The 19,511-nt window shown below is 61.1% G+C and carries 19 protein-coding genes and 1 pseudogene; 11 read left to right on the top strand and 9 right to left on the bottom strand.

All coding sequences use genetic code 11. From position 1 onward, the window contains the following. The first annotated feature begins 296 nt into the window (after positions 1–296). Positions 297–653, top strand: a complete 357-nt coding sequence (locus H9Q10_RS12070) for a hypothetical protein (RefSeq protein ID WP_238480117.1) — start codon at positions 297–299, stop codon at positions 651–653. Positions 654–1,060: 407 nt separating this feature from the next. On the opposite strand, the pseudogene H9Q10_RS12065 reads toward H9Q10_RS12070, so the two are convergent. Further along, positions 1,061–1,138: pseudogene (locus H9Q10_RS12065) on the bottom strand (ESPR-type extended signal peptide-containing protein); the annotation flags it as partial. Positions 1,139–1,578: 440 nt separating this feature from the next. Here H9Q10_RS12065 and coaBC point away from each other — a divergent pair. Next, positions 1,579–2,772: a bifunctional phosphopantothenoylcysteine decarboxylase/phosphopantothenate--cysteine ligase CoaBC gene (gene coaBC, locus H9Q10_RS01910; RefSeq protein ID WP_197902366.1), complete on the top strand. Its 1,194-nt coding sequence runs from the start codon at positions 1,579–1,581 to the stop codon at positions 2,770–2,772. Positions 2,773–2,987: 215 nt separating this feature from the next. On the opposite strand, the gene cls is transcribed toward coaBC, so the two are convergent. The 3 genes from cls to xseB all read right to left on the bottom strand — a co-directional run bounded on the left by cls (position 2,988) and on the right by xseB (position 6,070). Beyond that, a complete protein-coding gene (cls, locus tag H9Q10_RS01905) occupies positions 2,988–4,445 on the bottom strand; it encodes a cardiolipin synthase (RefSeq protein ID WP_197902328.1) in 1,458 nt (485 codons plus the stop codon). A gap of 517 nt (positions 4,446–4,962) precedes the next feature. Beyond that, complete coding sequence (locus H9Q10_RS01900; protein WP_197902327.1) at positions 4,963–5,850, bottom strand: polyprenyl synthetase family protein; 888 nt, start codon at positions 5,848–5,850, stop codon at positions 4,963–4,965. After that, positions 5,843–6,070 carry an exodeoxyribonuclease VII small subunit gene (gene xseB / locus H9Q10_RS01895; RefSeq protein WP_197902326.1) on the bottom strand — a complete coding sequence of 76 codons (228 nt, stop codon included), beginning with the start codon at positions 6,068–6,070 and terminating at the stop codon, positions 5,843–5,845. The genes H9Q10_RS01900 and xseB overlap by 8 nt, the downstream gene beginning before the upstream one ends. Positions 6,071–6,349: 279 nt before the next feature. Here xseB and H9Q10_RS01890 point away from each other — a divergent pair, with 279 nt between their 5' ends. From H9Q10_RS01890 to H9Q10_RS01880, 3 genes are all read left to right on the top strand, one after another. Then, positions 6,350–7,780, top strand: a complete 1,431-nt coding sequence (locus H9Q10_RS01890) for a sodium:proton antiporter (protein WP_197902325.1) — start codon at positions 6,350–6,352, stop codon at positions 7,778–7,780. A 69-nt stretch (positions 7,781–7,849) separates the two neighbouring features. After that, complete coding sequence (locus tag H9Q10_RS01885) at positions 7,850–8,383, top strand: hypothetical protein (RefSeq protein ID WP_197902324.1); 534 nt, start codon at positions 7,850–7,852, stop codon at positions 8,381–8,383. Positions 8,384–8,484: 101 nt separating this feature from the next. Further along, positions 8,485–9,168, top strand: coding sequence for a pseudouridine synthase (locus H9Q10_RS01880; RefSeq protein ID WP_197902323.1), 684 nt, complete (start codon positions 8,485–8,487; stop codon positions 9,166–9,168). Positions 9,169–9,387: 219 nt separating this feature from the next. Here H9Q10_RS01880 and H9Q10_RS01875 read toward each other — a convergent pair whose 3' ends face one another. Together H9Q10_RS01875 and H9Q10_RS01870 are read right to left on the bottom strand one after the other, a co-directional pair. Then, a complete protein-coding gene (locus H9Q10_RS01875) occupies positions 9,388–9,786 on the bottom strand; it encodes a VOC family protein (protein WP_197902322.1) in 399 nt (132 codons plus the stop codon). 140 nt (positions 9,787–9,926) lie between these two features. Next, positions 9,927–10,439 carry an O-acetyl-ADP-ribose deacetylase gene (locus H9Q10_RS01870; RefSeq protein WP_197902321.1) on the bottom strand — a complete coding sequence of 171 codons (513 nt, stop codon included), beginning with the start codon at positions 10,437–10,439 and terminating at the stop codon, positions 9,927–9,929. Between the two features lie 203 nt (positions 10,440–10,642). On the opposite strand from H9Q10_RS01870, the gene H9Q10_RS01865 reads away from it, so the two are divergent. The 3 genes from H9Q10_RS01865 (at position 10,643) to ribF (ending at position 14,593) form a co-directional block, all read left to right on the top strand. Next, positions 10,643–12,952 (top strand): primosomal protein N', encoded by a 2,310-nt coding sequence (locus tag H9Q10_RS01865; protein WP_338082296.1) that lies wholly within the window; start codon positions 10,643–10,645, stop codon positions 12,950–12,952. Between the two features lie 204 nt (positions 12,953–13,156). Further along, positions 13,157–13,474, top strand: a complete 318-nt coding sequence (locus tag H9Q10_RS01860; protein WP_197902319.1) for a hypothetical protein — start codon at positions 13,157–13,159, stop codon at positions 13,472–13,474. A gap of 180 nt (positions 13,475–13,654) precedes the next feature. Then, positions 13,655–14,593, top strand: coding sequence for a bifunctional riboflavin kinase/FAD synthetase (ribF, locus tag H9Q10_RS01855; protein WP_197902318.1), 939 nt, complete (start codon positions 13,655–13,657; stop codon positions 14,591–14,593). Between the two features lie 92 nt (positions 14,594–14,685). On the opposite strand, the gene H9Q10_RS01850 is transcribed toward ribF, so the two are convergent. From H9Q10_RS01850 to H9Q10_RS01840, 3 genes are all read right to left on the bottom strand, one after another. After that, positions 14,686–15,168, bottom strand: coding sequence for an aminoacyl-tRNA deacylase (locus tag H9Q10_RS01850; protein ID WP_197902317.1), 483 nt, complete (start codon positions 15,166–15,168; stop codon positions 14,686–14,688). 42 nt (positions 15,169–15,210) lie between these two features. After that, complete coding sequence (locus H9Q10_RS01845; RefSeq protein ID WP_197902316.1) at positions 15,211–15,543, bottom strand: YnfA family protein; 333 nt, start codon at positions 15,541–15,543, stop codon at positions 15,211–15,213. A gap of 200 nt (positions 15,544–15,743) precedes the next feature. Continuing rightward, positions 15,744–16,031: a hypothetical protein gene (locus H9Q10_RS01840; RefSeq protein ID WP_197902315.1), complete on the bottom strand. Its 288-nt coding sequence runs from the start codon at positions 16,029–16,031 to the stop codon at positions 15,744–15,746. Positions 16,032–16,765: 734 nt separating this feature from the next. Here H9Q10_RS01840 and ilvC point away from each other — a divergent pair. From ilvC to H9Q10_RS01825, 3 genes are all read left to right on the top strand, one after another. Next, positions 16,766–17,779: a ketol-acid reductoisomerase gene (gene ilvC / locus H9Q10_RS01835; RefSeq protein WP_197902314.1), complete on the top strand. Its 1,014-nt coding sequence runs from the start codon at positions 16,766–16,768 to the stop codon at positions 17,777–17,779. Between the two features lie 263 nt (positions 17,780–18,042). Beyond that, entirely contained in the window at positions 18,043–18,876 is an 834-nt protein-coding gene (metF, locus tag H9Q10_RS01830; RefSeq protein WP_197902365.1) for a methylenetetrahydrofolate reductase [NAD(P)H], read from the top strand. Positions 18,877–18,918: 42 nt separating this feature from the next. Beyond that, positions 18,919–19,509: a hypothetical protein gene (locus H9Q10_RS01825; RefSeq protein ID WP_197902313.1), complete on the top strand. Its 591-nt coding sequence runs from the start codon at positions 18,919–18,921 to the stop codon at positions 19,507–19,509. The last annotated feature ends 2 nt before the right edge of the window (positions 19,510–19,511 follow it).

The raw sequence follows: 19,511 nt of genomic DNA, 5'->3' as shown, positions 1-19,511 counted from the left end.
TGCGATGGTCAATTTGCCCACCGTTTTTCAATGTAGCGATTGAGCCGTTACCTGTGGCAGATAAAACCCAAACCTCTCCGACAGGTAGCAGTGAATCTGGTGAAGGGGTGATCGGGTTAGCCTGATCAAACGTATAATTTTTTCTGCGGGCAGCCTCATTAAACCAGCGGTCATAAGCTGCCTGCTGTGTTTCACCGGGATTAGCAAACCCAGGTTTACCGATATTCTGTTTCAAAACATTTTCGTTGTAATTGATCAGATCTTGTACAGTATTGAGCACATGAGTACTACCATCCATGAAAGTAACGGTTTTTGGCTCAAACAACGACTGGGTGATCCTCAATCTGTCGGATGCAACCACGCCTTGGCTGAAACGGATTCTGTTTTTTGACGTCCATTCTGCCGATGCGCCATTTTCAGCCTGCACCAAGCGTGACTGTTTTGCAGAAATAAGCATGCCTGTGCGGTTGGTGGCAACCGATTCATCCACCATAGTGGCATTGGGATTACCCAAAGATGCGATGATCTTGCTACCGTTACCTGTGGCAGTACCCAATCGCATATCCACATACACATCGTTGCCTGTCGTTACGATACCATCGATATCCAAAGCAGACTGTCCCTCAATGTTGTTATACACATTAACGGTTTGATTGCTGCCGCTGATAGGGTCTTGGAATGTGCGCGTTTCACCTTTTTGGTTAGGATTCAGGCGTTCCAACTTTCCCAATTGCTGGAGAATATCTGCATCAGTAAACAAGTTACGTAGTTTGCCTGATCTAAACGGGCGGTCGTTACTCGGGCCGCTGTCCGAACTAGTAATATTATTGATATTAGGCGTGGTTAGAGTTACGGTATCGCCGCCGGTTACCAAGGCTTGGCCGACTTTATTGTCATTTGCGGCGGCGGTATAAGTGCCCATATCGCAGCTGCCGCCGCTGGCCACGGTGCTGCCATTGCCGCAAGTAGAAGCCGCCGCCGGCAGGGCGGATACGCCGATGCCCACCACGGCGGCAGAAGCCAGCAGTTTGGCAGCCGAGGAGCCGGAAGATTTCTTCCGGCTGGCGCGTTCCAGTTCCGAGCAAACCACCCAAGTGCCGTGTTCTTCAGAATAAACGATGTTATAAATCTTGTTCATTAGAGTAATCCCTTGAAGTGAGAAACAAATTTCCGGCGCATTTAAAACCAGGCTTCAAATGCCGTTCCGCAAAATCGAAAAACGGCGCAGCTTAACACAAACATACGGCGCGCTTGCGGACTTCTGTAAAGAAAAACCGGAAATGATGGGAAAAAGATACAACGCGGCAACACACCATCTCCTTGTAGACATTACTCTAATTTCAATCATATTGACGCCCGTGCCTCCTTGAGGCTACCTGAAAAGGCATGGCAGATTGACTCAACTTGCAGCAGCATTACTCCCCTTACCACATCACGCTCCTCAAGCCCTATATTTTTCAGGTAGCCTGCCCGCCCCAAAGGCTACCTGAAAAGCCGAATGCCTGCGAAACCCAAACCAAGCCCGCCCCTGTGTTACCATACCGCCCGTTTCCCCCACCCAAGCAAGAAATCCACACCATGCCCAAACCGCCCAAACACATCCTGCTCGGCATCAGCGGCGGCATCGCCGCCTACAAATCCTGCGAACTGGTGCGCCTGCTCAAAAAACAGGGGCACAGCGTGAGCGTGGCCATGAGCCGCGCCGCCACGGAGTTCGTCTCCCCGCAAACCTTCCAAGCCCTCAGCGGCCAGAGCGTGTGGACCGACCATTCCGCCGCGCAGGGCAACGGCATGGCGCACATCAACCTCAGCCGCGAGGCCGACGTTTTCCTCATTGCCCCCGCCAGCGCCAACACCCTGGCCAAAATCGCCCACGGCCTGGCCGACAACCTGCTCGCCACCCTTGCCGCCGCCCGCGCCTGCCCGCTGGCCGTGGCGCCCGCCATGAACGTGGAAATGTGGCGCAATCCCGCCAACCTGCGCAACATCGCCCAGCTCCAGGCCGACGGCATTGCCGTGTTCGGCCCCGCCAGCGGCAGCCAGGCCTGCGGCGAAACCGGCGAAGGCCGCATGCTCGAAGCCGCCGAACTGGCCGAGCTGCTGCCCGACTTGTGGACGCCCAAGCTGCTCACCGGCCAACGTGTGCTGCTCACCGCCGGCGCCACCTTCGAAGCCATCGACCCCGTGCGCGGCATCACCAACCTTTCCAGCGGCCGCATGGGCGTGGCCTTGGCGCAGGCCTGCCGCGCCGCCGGGGCAGAAGTAGTGCTGGTGGCCGGGCAGCTTCAGGTGCCCGCGCCCGCCGGCATCGCCGTGCGGCACGCCCATAGCGCGCAGGAAATGTACGACGCCGTGATGCGCGAAGCGGGCGCCTGCGACGTGTTCATCGGCGTGGCCGCCGTGGCCGACTACTGCGTGGCCAACCGCAGCGCCGAGAAACTGAAAAAAGACGGCAGCGGCACGCCGCCCGCCATCGAGCTGGCCGAAAACCCCGACATCCTCGCTGCCGTGGCGCGCCTGCCAAACGCGCCCTTCTGCGTGGGCTTCGCCGCCGAAAGCCATCATGTGCTGGAACACGCCCGCGCCAAACGCCTGCGCAAAGGCGTGCCGCTGATGGTGGCCAATTCGGTGGCCGACGCCATGGGCAGCACCAGCAACCGGGTCACGCTCATCAGCGCCTCGGGCGAAACCGCGCTGCCGGAAATGGGCAAGCGCAGCACCGCCGACGCCATCGTGGCCGAAATCGCCCGTTTGCTCGGCGAGGTGGGCTGACACGCCTGCCCCGCGCCTAACCGTCAAATTTTTCAGGTAGCCTCCCGCCGGGCGGGAAGGCTACCTGAAAACCATTCTTGCTGAGCCAATCTCATTTCTACCGCATTGCAGCCCACGCTCTCAGGCAGCCTGATTGCAAGATAAGGAGGCAAAGATAAAGGCTACCTGAAAAGTGATTTCCGCTTTTCAGGTAGCCTTTATTCGACAGTTTGCCGCTACAGCAGCGGGCTGGCCAGCCGCACACAGCGTTCGGCAAAACGGCGTATCCGCGGCCGCTGCTGCCATTTTTTCAGCTCCACCTCCTCGCAGTCTTTCAGGTAGCCTTCCAGCAGCGCGGCCACGGCGGCCACCGAGTCGGGCGAATACAGCGCCAGGCTCACTTCCAGATTGAGATAAAAACTGCGCATGTCCATGTTCACCGTGCCGAACAGCGCAAAGCGCCCGTCCACCACCACCGCTTTGGTGTGCAGCAGGCCGCCGCCGTACATCTTCAGCTTCACCCCCGCCGCCAGAAGCGGCTGGTAGTAGGCGCTGCTGGCGTAGCGCACCAGGCGCGAATCGTTGCGCCGCGGCAGAATCAGCACCACTTCCACGCCGCGCTGCGCGGCCATGGTGAGTGTGTTGAGCAGGGCTTCGTCGGGCACGAAATAGGGCGTGCTGACCACCACCCGCTCCTGCGCCACGTTCAGCGCGTTGAGCAGCACGTCATACACCAGCGCGGTGTCGCCGCCGGGATGGGAAGGCAGCACTTGCAGCGTTTCCCGCCCGTTGCCGGTAAAACGCTCGGGCGCGCTCTCGAGATAGCCGCTCAAATATTCCAGCGTGGCGTTGAGGTTATGCGCGTTTTCCACCGCCCAATCGCCGTAGAACACCGCCGCCAATTCCTGCGCCGCCACGCCCTCGCAGCGCAGCACCGCATCCACCCACTCGCCCACGCCCGCGCCCTGTTTGAATAATTTGGGATCCACCAAGTTGTAGCTGCCGGTGTAGGCAATGCGGTAGTCCACCACCAGGATTTTGCGGTGGTTGCGCAAATCGGCGCGCACCCACAGCGAGCTGATTAAGCCGAAGGGCAGCGCGGGGGTCACTTCCACACCGGCCTCGCGCAGCCGCTCCGGCCAATCCGACAGCCAAAAGCCCTGGCTGCCCAGCGAATCGGCCAGCAGCTGGCAGCGCACGCCGCGATCCGCCGCCCGCATCAGCGCCTCCAGCACGGCCTCCACCCGCCCGCTGCCCTCCACGATATAAAACTCCAGCAGGCAGCAATGCTGCGCCGCTTCAATATCCGCCGTGAAGGCCTGCAAAATCGAATCGGTGTCGGCCAGCAGGCGCGTGCTGTTGTTGCCGGTGGGCGTGAAGCCTGTTTTCCCGCTCACAAAATGGGCGAGCTGGCGGAAACGCACATCGGCCACCGGCTCGGCCTGCGGCGGCAGGAAGCGGTCGGCGAACGCGTCGTGGAAGGCTTGCAGCTCCGAGAGCCGCGCCGCCCGCGCCCGCCCCAGCTTGGATTCGCCGATGAGCAGGTAGGCGCCCACGCCCACGAAGGGGAAGGCAAACAGCAGCGTGAGCCAGGCCAGCGCCGCGCCGCTCGAACGGCGGGAATAAATCACGCGCAGGGCGATGGCCAGCGTGAGCAGGAAGTGGGCGCTAACGAATATATTCGACCAACTCATGTGTCATCCCGTTATGCAGGCAGCCGCTTGGGGCTACCTGAAAAATATAAACTATTTGTAAATAACGTATTAAATTCCAAAAAACCAATCATGAAACATTTAGCGCAAACGTTTGAGCATCTTCTCTGCTGGCGCAGCCGAACGGAACGCAGTTTTTCGGGGAATAAGGGCACGTCCTGTCCGAAGCGGCGTAGCCGCAAGTTCGGGCACGCCCGAAAAACCGCGTGGAGTGAGGGAAGTTTGGCGGAGCCAAACCTGTGCCCGCAGTCGCCTTTCTTTTGCCTACTTTTCTTTGACGAAGCAAAGAAAAGTAGGTACCTGCGCCGGCATCAGGCGCAAGGGTGAACGAAGCATAAATAGCAAAGGCTACCTGAAATTTAGCAAGCTGCTAGAAATCTCAAAACTATAAGCTGCTTAAATAACGAAAAATTTCTACGATACGATTGCATCAAAAACAGGCTACCTGAAAACCGAACCGCAGTTTTTCAGGTAGCCTCTCTACCTTCGCCGCACGCCATCAGTTGCGCCGCGCGGCTACATAAACCGCCAGCTGCCGCAGGCGTTCCGCCCCGCTTCCGAAGCCTGCCAAGGCCTGCTGCGCTTCGGCCACCAGCCGTTCGGCATATTCGCGGGCGGCGGCTAGGCCCATCAGCCGCACATAGGTGGGCTTGTCGGCTTCCTGGTCTTTGCCGGCGGTTTTGCCCAGTGTAGCGGTGTCGGCTTCGCAGTCGAGCACGTCGTCGATCACTTGGAAGGCGAGGCCGAGTTTGGCGGCGTAGTCGTCCAGCCTGGCCAGTGTGTCTTCGTCCAAATCGGGGCAGCTTAAGCCGCCCAGCGCCACGGCGGCACGGATGAGGGCGCCGGTTTTCAGGCGGTGCATGGTTTCCAATTCGGCCTGGCCGATGTGCCGCCCCACGGATTGCAAATCAATCGCCTGCCCGCCGGCCATGCCGAGGCTGCCGGAAGCACGCGCCAACACCTGCACCATTTTGAGCTGCCGCTCGGCGGGCAGGGCGCCCGGGCGGCTGAGCACGTCGAAAGCCAGGGTTTGCAGCGCGTCGCCCACCAAGAGTGCGGCGGCTTCGCCGTATTGCACATGGCAGGTGGGCCTGCCGCGGCGCAGGCTGTCGTTGTCCATGGCGGGCATATCGTCGTGCACCAGCGAATAGGCGTGCACCAGCTCCACGGCAGCCAGCGCGGCTTCGGCGGCGGCTTCGTCGGCATGCCCCAATTCGGCGGCGGCCAGCACCAAAAGCGGGCGCAGGCGTTTGCCGCCGCCGAGCACGGCGTAGCGCATGGCTTCATGCAGTCCTTCGGGCAGGCTGCTTTCTGCGGGCAGCACGCGCTCCAACACCAGCTCGGTTTGGGCGCGGGCGCGCTGCTGCCATTGCTTCAGCTCACTCATCTTGTTCCAGCACCAGTTCGCGTTCCTGCCCGGCGTCGAGCACTTGCAGTTTCTGTTCCACTTCGGCCAAACGCGCCTGGCAGAAGCGCACCAGCTCGCTGCCTTCCTGATAGGCGGCCAGCGCCTCTTCCAGCGGCATATCGCTGGCCTGCATGGCTTGGTTGATGGCTTCCAGCCGGCTCACGGCTTCTTCAAAGGTTTTCGGTTTTTTCTTGGTCATGGCGGGGTGGCGGGGATTGGATTCCGGTTAAATTCAAGGGCGAGATTGTATCACAGCGGCCGGGCGGGTTTCAGGCAGCCTCATCGCGCGGCAGGCTACCTGAAAATCTGCTGCCTCTGCCCAAGCGATATTTTTCAGGTAGCCCCAACGCCGATTTCATACTGACACACCGCACACTTTCATTTACAATCCCCCTCACTTGGCCGGATTAGCAAATCCGGCTTGCTATTTGCCGGCCATTGCGGCCGCCGCCTCCAACCGCCATCAAAAGGAAAACCGATGCGTATCCGTACCGCCCTCCTTCCGCTGCTGCTCGCCCTGCCGCTGCCCGCGCTGGCCGCCGAGCTCAACGGCGCCGAGCTGAGCCTGCCCTGGGGCATCCCCTTTGTGCTGATCCTGCTCTCCATCGCCACCGGCCCCCTGTTTTTCGCCCACATCTGGCACCACCACTTCGGCAAAATCACCGCCGGCTGGACGCTCGCCTTCCTCATCCCCTTCACCTTGGTATACGGCTTCTCCACCAGCCTGCACGTGCTGGCGCACGCCCTGGTGGCCGAATACATCCCGTTTATCCTGCTGCTGTGGGCGCTCTACACCATTTCCGGCGGCATCCTGGTGTGGGGCAACCTGCACGGCAGCCCGCGCCTGAACACCGCCCTGCTCGCCATCGGCACGCTCCTGGCCTCCGTGATGGGCACCACCGGCGCCGCCATGCTGATGATCCGCCCCATCCTGAAAGCCAACGACAACCGCAAGCACCGCGTGCACGTGGTGGTGTTTTTCATCTTCCTGGTGGCCAATATCGGCGGCGGCCTCACCCCGCTGGGCGACCCGCCCCTCTTCCTCGGCTTCCTGAAAGGCGTGGACTTCATGTGGACGGTGCAGCACATGCTGCCGCCCGTGCTGATCAGCGCCGCCGTGCTGCTCACCCTGTTCTACTTCCTCGACCGCCACTACTTCGCCCAAGCCGGCGAAATCCTGCCGGCCGACCCCAGCCCCGACAGCCCGCCGGAAAAAATCAAGCTCATGGGTAAATGGAACTTCCTGCTGCTCTTGGGCGTGGTGGGCGCCGTGATGATGTCGGGCATTTGGCAGCCCGCGCACCCCGGCTTTGAAATCCTCGGCACGCATTATGCTCTGCAAAACCTCGCCCGCGACGTGATTTTGGTGGCGCTCGGCATCACTTCTCTGCTGATCACGCCCAAACAGGTGCGCGCCGGCAACGAATTCAACTGGGGGCCGATTGCCGAAGTGGGCAAGCTCTTCCTCGGCATCTTCATCACCATCGCCCCCGTGCTCGCCATGCTGCAGGCCGGCGAAAGCGGCCCCTTCGCCCCGCTGATCGCGCTGGTGCACGACTCTGCGGGCAACCCGATCAACGCCATGTATTTCTGGATGACCGGCATGCTCTCCGCCTTTTTGGACAACGCACCCACCTATCTCGTGTTCTTCAACATGGCCGGCGGCGACGCGCAGGCGCTGATGACCGGCCACCTGTTCCACACCCTCCTGGCCGTGTCCATGGGCTCGGTGTTTATGGGCGCACTCAGCTACATCGGCAACGCGCCGAACTTCATGGTGAAGGCTATCGCCGAGCAGCGCAAAGTGCCCATGCCCGGCTTCTTCGGCTACATGGCCTGGTCGTTCGGCATCCTGGTGCCGCTGTTTATCCTGCACACGCTGATTTTCTTCGTGTGGCAGATTTTCTAAGGGCGCAGTAAGATGAAGGCTACCTGAAAACTATTTTTCAGGTAGCCTTTGATTTTCGGGGAGCGAAAAATGAAGCAATCCGGCGCTTATTCTGCCCTTCGGTCTTTTGGATATGGTCTGGCAATCGTTGCCGTAATCATCGTCTCTTTTGCTGCCGCCGTCGCTAATTTCCTGCTGATCTGGGTTGTACCCCTTGCCTTTGCTGCAGATCCTGACGACTTCATGCTTATCATGATATTTTGGGTGTTTATGATTGGCCCACTCGTTGCATTTGCTGTATCGCTCTACCTTGTAATCAAATTCTTTGCTCCGGCAATGTTCTTCCCGGAAGAAGACACCAAAACCAAATATATGCCCTACGGCATCCAAGACATCTTTTCCTTAGTTGCCTCATGTATCGGCATAACAGCCATCTTTCAAATTCAGAAAACCCCATTTACCGACTTGGTAAAATATCACTGGGCACCCCCGCTTTTCGTGATTTGGGGCTGGGTAGTCATCCGCTCCGTCCGCTATGTGGTATGGAAACTGCGCCTTGAAGCCAAACAAGCAGCAAGCCAAACCCCCGCCCCTCCAGAAGACCGCCCAAACCACAGCAATTAAACCCGCGCAAATCAAGACTCCCATTTTTCAGGTAGCCCCAAAGGCTACCTGAAAACCCTATGCTATCATCCCGCATCCCCTCATCCCGCCCAGCCAAACCCATGCAGCTCACCAAATACCTCCAAGCCCAAGGCATCGGCAGCCGCAAACAATGCCGCCAGCTCGTCGAACAAGGCCGCATCGCCATCAACGGCGCCATTGCCGAAACCCCCGCCGCCGAAATCGAGCCCGCCCAAGTGCGCAGCCTCGCCATCGACGGCGAAGCCATCGCCGTCATCCCCCTGCCGCACTACTACATCCTGCTGCACAAGCCCGCCGGCTACGAAACCTCCCACAAACCGCGTGACTACCCCAGCATCTTCTCCCTGCTGCCCGGCCACCTCCGCGCCACCGGCCCGCAAGCCGTCGGCCGCCTCGACGCCGACACCACCGGCGTGCTGCTGCTCACCAACGACGGCGCCTTCAACCACCGCCAAACCTCGCCCAAACAGCACGTGGCCAAACTCTACCGTGCCACCCTCAAACACCCCGCCGATGAAAGCCTGTGCGCCACCCTGCGCCAAGGCGTGCTGCTGCACGACGACAACGAAACCGTAGCCGCCGCCGCAGCCGAGCTCGAAAGCCCGCACAGCCTGCTGCTCACCCTCACCGAAGGCAAATACCACCAAGTCAAACGCATGGTGGCCGCCGCCGGCAACCGCGTGGAAGCCCTGCACCGCCTGCGCTTCGGCGATTGGGATTGCCAAGGCCTGCAGCCCGGCGAATGGTGCTTTATCCGGCCCTAGCGCCGCCGGCAGCACGGCAGGCCGCCCTTCAACCTTCCCATCCGCGCCAAACACCAGCCTGCGGCTTACTGCCTTCCCCGGCCTACCGATGCTTTTTAGCTTCGCAGAAACTCCGCTGTGCTGCGTTTTAACTGCGTTGAAGCTTACGCTTTCAGGTAGCCTTACCCAGCCAGACAAAAGGCTACCTGAAAATTTCAGGTAGCCTCTCTGCCGCCAAATCTATTCGTTCCAAGCCATCGCTTCGATTTTGTGCCCGTCCAAATCGCGCACGAAGCAGCCGTAGTAGGCTTCTCCGTAGTGCGGGCGTTTGCCGGGCGCGCCGTCGGGCTGGGCGCCGTGGGCAAGGGCGGCGGCGTAGAAGGCATCGACCTGCGCGTTGTTTTCCGCCAAAAAAGCAATGTGCACGCCGTTGGCGGTTTGCGCGGGCTGCCCGTCGTGCGGCGCCTGTATCCAGAATTCTGGGAAGGCGCGGCCATAGGCGATGGCGCGGTGTTCGCTCAAATCCAGCACGCGGCGGATGCCCAGCGGGGCGAGCACGGCATCGTAAAAGGCGGCGGCCTGTTCAAATTGGTTGGTGCCGAGGGAAACGTGCGACAGGGCGCTTTGCAGTTGGGTCATGGCAGAACTCCTTTTGCGGGTGGAAAATGGCTGAGTGATTTTAATCCATTGGGCATGGCGGATGCCAGAATCCGGCCTGCGGCCAAACAAAGGCTACCTGAAAAATGCGCAACGCCAGTTGGCTGCGCCCAAGCATGGTTTCAGACATCCGCCAACAGCCGCCGATAGCGCGCCGCATCCTGCGCCGAAAAGCAGCAAAACACCACGCGCGCCACCTGCGGGCATTGCGCCAGCGTTCCGCGCACGGCCTGCACGGCGATTTCTGCCGCCTCGTCTGCGGGGTAGCCGTACACGCCGGTGCTGATGCAGGGGAAGGCGATGCTGGCGGCGCCGTGTGCGGCGGCCAGCCGGAGCGAGCGGGCATAGGCCGCGGCCAGCAGCGCCGCTTCGCCGTGCCGCCCGCCGCGCCACACCGGGCCGACGGTGTGCACCACCCAACGCGCGGGCAGGCGGTAGCCACGGGTGATTTTGGCTTCGCCCGGCAGGCAGCCGCCCAGCGTGCGGCACTCGGCCAAAAGCTGCGGCCCGGCGGCGCGGTGTATCGCCCCGTCCACCCCGCCGCCGCCCAGCAGCGAGGAATTGGCGGCGTTCACGATGGCGTCCACCGCCAGCGTGGTGATGTCGGCTTGGATGGTTTCAAGGATGGCGGGCATGGTGGTTTCCTTGCTTCTGTTGGGTTGAAGGCTACCTGAAAAAATGTTTGGACGCAGCCAAAAGCGTTGCGCATTTTTCAGGTAGCCTATGCTTCGCCTGCATGATACGCCCGCTTGGCTGCCGCCCCAAGAGGCTGGCTGAAATCTGCCGCCGCCGTTTCAGGTACAATACCCGCCGTCTCCCTCCCCTCCCCCACACCGCCGTGCCCTACTGCCAAGTCGCCCTCAACGTTCCGCTCGACAAACTGCTCACCTACCGCGCCGATCGCATTCCCGCGCCCGGCACGCGCGTGGCCGTGCCCTTTCGCGGCAAAACCGTGGCCGGCATCGTGTGGGGCGCATGCGGAGCGCCGGAAATCAGCCCCGCCAAAATCCTGCCGCTGGCGCAGGTGTTTGCAGACGAGCCGCCTCTGCCCGCCGCCTGGCGCGAGCTGATTGATTTCACCGCCCGTTATTATCACTATCCCGTCGGCCAAACCGTGTTCACCGCCCTGCCGGCCGGCCTGCGCGAAGCCAAGCCCTGCCCGCTGCCGCCGCCCGAGCCGTGCTTTGCACTCACCGAATTAGGCCGGCAGCAGCCCACGCCGCCGCCGCGCCACCGCCGCCAGGCCGCGCTGTGGCAGGCCTTGCTGGCCGCGCCCTTGAGCCGGAGCGCCGCCCGCGCCATCGCGCCGCAGGCCGCCGCACAGCTGGCCGCTTGGCAGGCGCAGGGCTGGCTGGCTGCCGAAGCAAACCTTCCCGCCGCCCGTGCGCCGATTCCGCCTTCCCCCGTGCCGCTCAACCCCGAGCAGCAGGCCGCCGCCGATGCGGTGGCGCAGGCGCAGGGTTTCGCCCCCTTCCTGCTGCACGGCATCACCGGCAGCGGCAAAACCGACACCTATTTCGAAGCCATGGCCGCCGCTCTTTCTGCGGGCAAACAGGTGCTGTTCCTGCTGCCCGAAATCAGCCTCACGCCTCAGCTCCTCGCCCGCCTGCAGCAGCGTTTTGCCGAGGTGCCCACCGCCGTGCTGCACAGCCAAACCGCCGCCGGTGAGCGCACCCGGGGCTACCTGAAAGCCATGGCCGGGCAGGTGCGGCTGGTGGTGGGCACGCGGCTGGCGGTGTTCACGCCGCTGCCGGATTTGGGGCTGATTGTGGTGGACGAAGAACACGACGCTTCGTTCAAACAAGACAGCGAGCTGCGCTACCACGCCCGCGATCTGGCCGTGTGGCGCGCGCGGCAGGCCGCTTGCCCGATCATGCTCGGCAGCGCCACGCCCTCGCTGGAAAGCTGGCACAAGGCGCAAAGCGGCGCCTACCGCCTGCTCAGCCTGCCGCAGCGCGCCCGCGCCACCGCCCGCCTGCCCGAAATCCGCCTCATCGACATCCGCCGCGAGCCGCTGGATCAAGGCTTCTGCCCCGCCGCCTTCAAGCTCTTGCGGCAAAACCACGCCGAGGGCGGCATGAGCATGGTGTACCTCAACCGGCGCGGCTTCGCCCCCGCCCTCTTCTGCGGCGACTGCGGCCACACCTTCGGCTGCCCGCACTGCTCGGCCAAGCTGGTGCTGCACCAGCGCGCCCGCCAGCTGCGCTGCCACCATTGCGGCCTAGCCGTGCCGATTCCGAAAAAATGCCCCGATTGCGGCAACCAAGACCTCACCGCCGTGGGCATCGGCACGCAGCGGGTGGAAGAAGCCCTGCGCGCGCAGCTGCCCGAGGCCAAAATCGAACGGGTAGACCGCGACAGCATATCGCGCAAAGGCGACTGGCAGCGGCTCTACCAGCGCATTGCCGCCAACGGTGTGGACATTTTGGTGGGCACGCAGATGCTGGCCAAAGGCCACGATTTCGCCCGCCTGAACCTGGTGCTGGTGCTCAATGCCGACGGCAGCCTCTACAGTGCCGATTTCCGCGCCCCCGAGCGGCTGTTTGCCGAGCTGATGCAGGTGGCCGGCCGCGCCGGGCGCGCCGAGCTGCCAGGCCGCGTGTTTATCCAAACCCGCCTGCCCGAGCACCGCGTGTACCAATCCCTCCTGCGGCAAGACTACCCCGCCTTCGCCGAGGGCGAGCTGGCCGAACGCGAAAACTTCGACATGCCGCCCTTCACCCACACCACCGCCATCCGCGCCGATGCCGCCAAAATGGCCGACGCGCTGGAACTCTTGCGCCTGGCCGCCGAATGGGTGGCGCAGCAAGGGCTACCTGAAAACGAGCAACGCGAGTTTCTGCATAGCAAAAACGAGCAACGCGAGTTTCGCCAAAACGAGCAAAGCGAGTTTCTGCGGAGCAAAAACGAACACAGTGAGTTTCGCCAAAACGGCGGCAACGAAGCGGCCGAAGTGCTCTGCCTCGGCCCCGTGCCCATGCTGCTGGCCAAACTCGCCGGCCGCGAACGCGCACAGGTGTTCCTCGAAAGCCCCAGCCGCAAGGCGCTGCACCGCCAAGTGTCCCTCTGGCAGCAGGCGCTCGCCGCTCTGGCCCGGCAGTTTGCCGCCGCCAGATGGTCGGTGGACATCGACCCGCTGGAGATGTGAGCCGCAAGATAGTGAAACGAGTACGCGGCTTTCTGCAAAACCGGAAAGCCCTCCCCTTCCGGCAAAACTTTTCAGGTAGCCTTCCTCTCCCCGGCAGGCTACCTGAAACCCTAAGCCGTTAAAAATAGATAGACATTTCCCACAAGGGGCGGCACAATACCGTCTCCTTCATTTCATCCCCGCAACATACAGAAAGGAATCCCCATGAAGAAAACCCTGTTTGCCGCCGCCCTGCTGCTTGCCGCGCTGGCTCCCGCCGCCTCCGCCAAAACCGTGCAGCAGATGCGCAACGAATTCGTGTCTGCCTGCGCCCAGTCTGCCACCGAAAAAGGCAGCAGCCTGACGCCGCAGATGGCCAGAACCCTGTGCGGCTGCACCTTCGACGAAACCGCCAAGCAATACCCCGCCGCCCAATGGAAACGCACGCTCGACCAATACGACCGCACCGGCAACGACCCCGTGTTCGAACGCCGCATGCACGCTTCCACCGAAGCCTGCGTGCGCCGCCACGTGCGCCGTTAATCCCCGCGCATCAAGCAAAAGGCTACCTGAAAAATTTAGCTTCGCAGAAACTTCTCTGCGCTGCGTTTTGGCGAAACTCACTTCGCTCGTTTTCAGGTAGCCTCAATCTTTCCCGCCGCAGCAGATGCTTTCCCCCTCCCTTCCCGCTACAATACGCCCTTTTCGTTTCCGCCCCATCCCATGAACATCCGCTTCGGCAACACCGCGTTCCTGCCGCACCCGCACGGCAGCGCCGTGACCATCGGCAATTTCGACGGCGTCCACCTCGGCCACCGCCACATCCTCGAACGCCTGCGCCGGGAAGCCGACGCGCGCGGCCTGGCCGCCGTGGCCATCGTATTCGAGCCGCAGCCGCAGGAATTTTTCAGCCGGCAGCGCGGCGCAAAGCAGCCCTTCCGCCTCACCCCCCTGCGCGAAAAACTGCGCCTGCTGCGCGACACCGGCTGCCTCGATGCCGTGTGGGCATTGCGTTTCAACGCCGAGCTCTCCGCCATGCCCGCACCCGATTTCATCCAAAAACTGCTGCTCGGGCAGCTCAACACCCGCTACCTGCTCATCGGCGACGACTTCCGCTTCGGCGCCGGCCGCCAAGGCGATTTCGAGCTCCTACGCCGCTGCCCCGAAATGGACACCGAAAGCACCCCCTCCGTGATGGTGCAAGACGTGCGCGCCAGCAGCACCCTGGTGCGCCAAGCCCTGAGCGAAGGCCGCCTTGCCTACGCCGAAAGCCTGCTCGGCCACCGCTATTCGCTCATCGGCCGCGTGAAGCACGGCGCCAAGCTCGGCCGCACCATCGGCAGCCCCACCGCCAATATCCACCTGCCCCCGCACCGCTACCCGCTGGGCGGCGTGTTTGCCGTGGCCGCACATGGCGCGTTCGGCAGCCGCCCAGGCGTGGCCAGCTTCGGGCTCAATCCCACCGTGTCCGACCTGCCCACGCAGAAGCTGGAAGTGCACCTCTTTGATTTTACAGGAAACCTCTACGGCCAGCGCCTGCGCGTGGACTTCCTGCACAAGCTGCGCGACGAGCAAAAATTCTCCGGCCTGCCCGAGCTGCAAGCGCAAATCGCCGCCGATATGGCCGAAGCCCGCGGGTGGCTGGCGCGGCATCCGCTCTAAGCTTTCGCCCCGTTACACAATCCGAAAAAGGCTACCTGAAAAATGGTTTGAAACATTTTTCAGGTAGCCTTTTCTATGCCCGCCAAACGCAGCTAATCCACCGCCACGTCTACCGCCTGCGCGCCCAAACTCTCCAGCGCGGCAGGCGGCACGGCCACCAAAAAGCCGCGTTTGCCGCCGTTGATGTAGAGCGCGTGCAGATCCCAAATGCTGCGTTCGGCATATACCGGCAGCGCGGTTTTGCAGCCGAAGGGGCTGGTGCCGCCCACCAGGTAGCCTGTCCATTTGTTGGCCTGCTCGGGCGTGGCGGGCTCGATGTGCTTCATGCCGAGGTGGCGGGCGAGGTTGCGGGTGGAGATGTGGCGGTCGCCGTGCATCAGCACGATGAGGCCTTGTTTGCTCTCGTTTTCCAGCACGATGGTTTTGATCACGGCGTGTTCGTCCACGCCGAGGCATTCGGCGGGCTGGGCGGTGCCGCCATGCTCGATGTAGGGATAGAAGTGCGGTTCGTAGGCGATGTGGTGCTCGCGCAGGAAGCGGATGGCGGGGGTAACGGGATAATGCGGTTTGCTCATGTTAGGCTACCTGAAAATGGAAATTCGATGGGGAAACAAGCCTCACGCGCGGCTGCCCCACATGATCACCGCCGCGCCGCACAAACACAGGGCGGCGCCCAGCCAGTCGCTCGCCTTGGGCGGCACGCCGTCGGCAAAACGCAGCCAAAACAGGGCGGTAACGATATACACCCCGCCGTATGCGGCATAAATCCGCCCGCTGGCGGCCGGATGCAGGGTGAGCAGGTAGGCAAACAGCGACAGGCTCGCGGCGGCGGGCAGCAGCAGCCAGGCGCCCTTGCCCTGCCGCAGCCACAAATAGGGCAGCCAGCAGCCGATGATTTCCGCCAGCGCGGTGAGCAGGAACAGCAGCAGGGTTTTGGCAATAGGCGGCATGGCGGGGGCTCGTTTGGGTTGCGGGGTTGGCGGGGATGTTTCGGCTTGCGCCGGGTGGGGCGGGCCCTTAACTGTTGAAGCCCGCGTTTTTAGCTTCGCAGAAACTTCAGCCTTGCTTTGCAAGACATCGTTTTCAGGTAGCCTCATTGCTCGGCAGGCTACCTGAAAGCGCCAGCTTCAACGCAGTTAAAACCGCCGGCCTATTTGGCAAACGGCAGCCAGCGCCGCGCCAGCACATACATGGCCGCCCCGCCCACAGCCAGCACGGCAAACACGATGCCCTTCTTGCGCGCGTTTGGGCAAAGCCAATACACGCCGATGCTGAAGCTGAAAAACAGCAGCGACACCACCCACACCAGCTGCCTATCCTTAAAGCGGTTGAGCGTGTAGCTTTCGGTGAGCATCACATAAAGCTGCCACAGCCCGGCAAAACACATAAAAAATACGCCGGCGGGCAGGAAAATCAGGCCGAGTTCTTGTTGGCTCATGGCGGGGCCTTATCAAACAGAATCAGGCCGGCATTATAACCAAAGCACCGCTTGCGGGGCATCCGTAGATTTCAGGTAGCCTTTAAGTATCTGCGAACATCAAAATGGGATATTCACCACAGATGTGCTGTGCTACGCCGCCCCTGCTGGCGCAGCCGAACGGAGCGCGGTTTTTCGGGGAACAAGGGCTTGCACACCCGAAGCGGCGAAGCCGCAAGTTGCAGCTGATTTAATTTCCTTTGGCGCCCGAAAAACCGTGCGCAGTGAGGGAAGTTTGGCGAAGCCAAACCTGTGCCCGCAGTCGCCTTTCTTTTGCTTCCTTTGGCGAACAAAGAAAACGAGGTCTCCGCAGGAGGGCGAGTTTCTGCGTAGCTAAAAGGAAGTGCCCGCGCCGGCCTGAGGCACAAAGGTGAACAGGACAAGGATGGCAAAGGCTATCTGAAAAAGTAAATTGGCAAAGTTCTATAAATCTTCAATACTTCTAAGACAATTTGTCTAAAATAGCTTGTCGAAAGCAAACTTTTTTGCCGATTTCTAAAAATTTTGTCCAAAAAAGCTGCCAATCTGTCAAAATTCGGGTAGTATGCAGCACCTATGCGACAGTGCCGCCTACCCGCTCCCGTGCCGCCCGCCGGAACGGCCACAAGCCCGTTCCCATCATCCCGCAGCACGGCCGGCCTGCCGATTTCCCGTATCCCGTTTATTTGATTTCCGAATACAGAAAAGGATTCCCCATGCAAGTGTATTACGATAAAGACGCCGACCTCTCCCTCATCAAAGGCAAAACCGTGGCCATCATCGGCTACGGCTCTCAAGGCCACGCCCATGCCGCTAACCTGAAAGATTCCGGCGTGAACGTGGTGGTGGGCCTGCGCCGCGGCGGCTCTTGGAAAAAGGCCGAAGCCGCCGGCTTTGAAGTGCTGCCCGTGGCCGACGCCACCCAAAAAGCCGATGTGGTGATGATTCTGCTGCCCGACGAAAACCAACCCGCCGTATACCGCGCCGAAATTGAGCCGAACCTCAAGCAGGGCGCCGTGCTCGCCTTCGCCCACGGCTTCAACGTGCACTACAACCAAATCGTGCCGCGCGAAGATTTAGACGTGGTGATGATTGCCCCCAAAGGCCCCGGCCACACCGTGCGCAGCGAGTTTCTCAAGGGCGGCGGCGTGCCTTCCCTGATTGCCGTGTATCAGGATAAGAGCGGCAAAGCGCGCGACATCGCCCTCTCCTACGCCGCAGCCAACGGCGGCACCAAAGGCGGCGTGATCGAAACCAACTTCCGCGAAGAAACCGAAACCGATCTCTTCGGCGAACAGGCTGTATTGTGCGGCGGCGTGGTGGAGCTGATCAAAACCGGCTTCGAAACCCTGGTGGAAGCCGGCTACGCGCCCGAAATGGCCTACTTCGAATGCCTGCACGAAATGAAGCTCATCGTGGATTTGATCTACGAAGGCGGCATTGCCAACATGAACTACTCCATTTCCAACAACGCCGAATACGGCGAATACGTAACCGGCGTGGAAGTGATCAACCAGCAATCGCGCGAAGCCATGCGCAATGCTTTGAAACGCATCCAAACCGGTGAATACGCCAAAATGTTCATCCTCGAAGGCGCCACCCACTATCCGAGCATGACCGCCCGCCGCCGCCTCACCGCCGACCACCAAATTGAAAAAGTCGGCGCTCAGCTGCGCGGCATGATGCCCTGGATTGCCAAAAACAAACTGGTGGATCAGGATAAAAACTAAGCTTCCTTAAGCAGCAAACCAACAGGCTACCTGAAAAATATTTTTCAGGTAGCCTGTTTTATTCCCCTCCATTTTGAACACATATCATCAAAAAAAATCGCTTTTCAGACAAACAACTTGCCTACTTCCCCTCATCGCCCCGCATCCGGACTGCATGAATCTTATTCATCACCCGATGCCGATTTTTCAGCCCGCCGCCCTTGCCTAAACCCCCGCCGCCCGCTACCGTATCGCCCTTTATATCCGCCCTACCGCCCGACACCATGCAAAACAACACCCTCAGCTTCGAATTCTTCCCCACCCGCACCCCCGAAGGCCGCGAAAAGCAGAAAATCACCCGCAAGCAGCTCGCCCAATACCAGCCCGAATTCTTCTCCTGCACCTCCGGTGCCGGCGGCACCACCCGCGAAGGCACCCTGCAAACCATCGGCGACATCCTCGCCGAAGGCATGGCCGCCGCCCCGCATATCCCCTGCGTCGGCCTCGAAGCAGGCGAAATCACCGAACTCTTGCAGCAATACAAAGACATGGGCATCCGCCACATCGTCGCCCTGCGCGGCGACATCCCCTCCGGCATGGGCCTGGGCACCACCGGCCTGCACCACGCCAACGAATTGGTCGAGCTCGTGCGCCACCAATTCGGCGACTGGTTCCACATCGAAGTGGCCGCCTATCCCGAATACCACCCGCAATCGCGCAGCGCCGAAGACGACCTCCAAAGCTTCGTGCGCAAAGTGAAAGCCGGCGCCGATTCCGCCATTACCCAATTCTTCTTCAGCGCCGACGCCTACTTCCGCTTCCTCGACGACGTGCGCGGCCGCGGCGTGGACATCCCCATCGTGCCCGGCATCATGCCGATTGCCAACTTCTCCAAGCTCGCCCGCTTCGCCGACATGTGCGGTGCCGAAATCCCGCGCTGGCTGCGCCTGAAGCTGCAATCCTACGCCGACGACACTGCCTCCATCAAAGCACTCGGGCTCGACGTGGTAACCGAAATGTGCGCCCGCCTGCTGCGCCACGGCGCCCCCGGCCTGCATTTCTACACCCTAAACCAAGCCGGCCTCTCCTCCACCATCTGCCAGCGCTTGGGCTATTGATGCCGCATTTGCCGGCGCAAACAATAAAGGCTACCTGAAAGCGTGAGCTTCAACGAAGTTAAAACGAGCGAAGTGCGTTTCGCCAAAACGCAGCACAGCGAAGTTTCTGCGAAGCTAAAAATGGATTGCGTTTTTCAGGTAGCCTTTAATCATGTGCATATTAAAAAAGGATATCCACCACAAGCCTACGATGCCGTGCCGCCTCTGCTGGCGCAGCCGAACGGAGCGCAGTTTTTCGGGAAACAAGGGCACGCTCTGTCCGAAGCGGCGCAGCCGCAAGTTCGGGCCCGCCCGAAAACCGTGCGGAGTGAGGGAAATTTGTGCAGCAAACCTGTGCCCGCAGTCGCCTTTCTTTGCTTCCTTTTTTTGGCGAAGCAAAGAAAGGAAGGAAGTGCCCGCGCCGGCATAAGGCGCAAAAGTGAACAGAATAAAAATAGCAAAAGGCTACCTGAAAATGGGCAGACTTCCCGAAATCCAATGCCCTTCCCAATTAAGCAGGGATACAGCCAAAGATTTGCCTTAGCGCAAAGCCAGCCCGCCATCCGGCGCTTGGCTTGTCAGCCAGCCTCCCAGCCCGACGGCCATCGGTGTATAATCCCGCCCCTTCCATTATCCATTCCCCTAGGCAAGTAACC

The organism is Eikenella glucosivorans, assembly GCF_016025525.2.
Taxonomy (GTDB): Bacteria; Pseudomonadota; Gammaproteobacteria; order Burkholderiales; family Neisseriaceae; genus Eikenella; species Eikenella glucosivorans.
The sequence above is the reverse complement of the archived record's forward strand: the minus strand, read 5'-3'. Positions and strand labels throughout refer to the sequence as shown.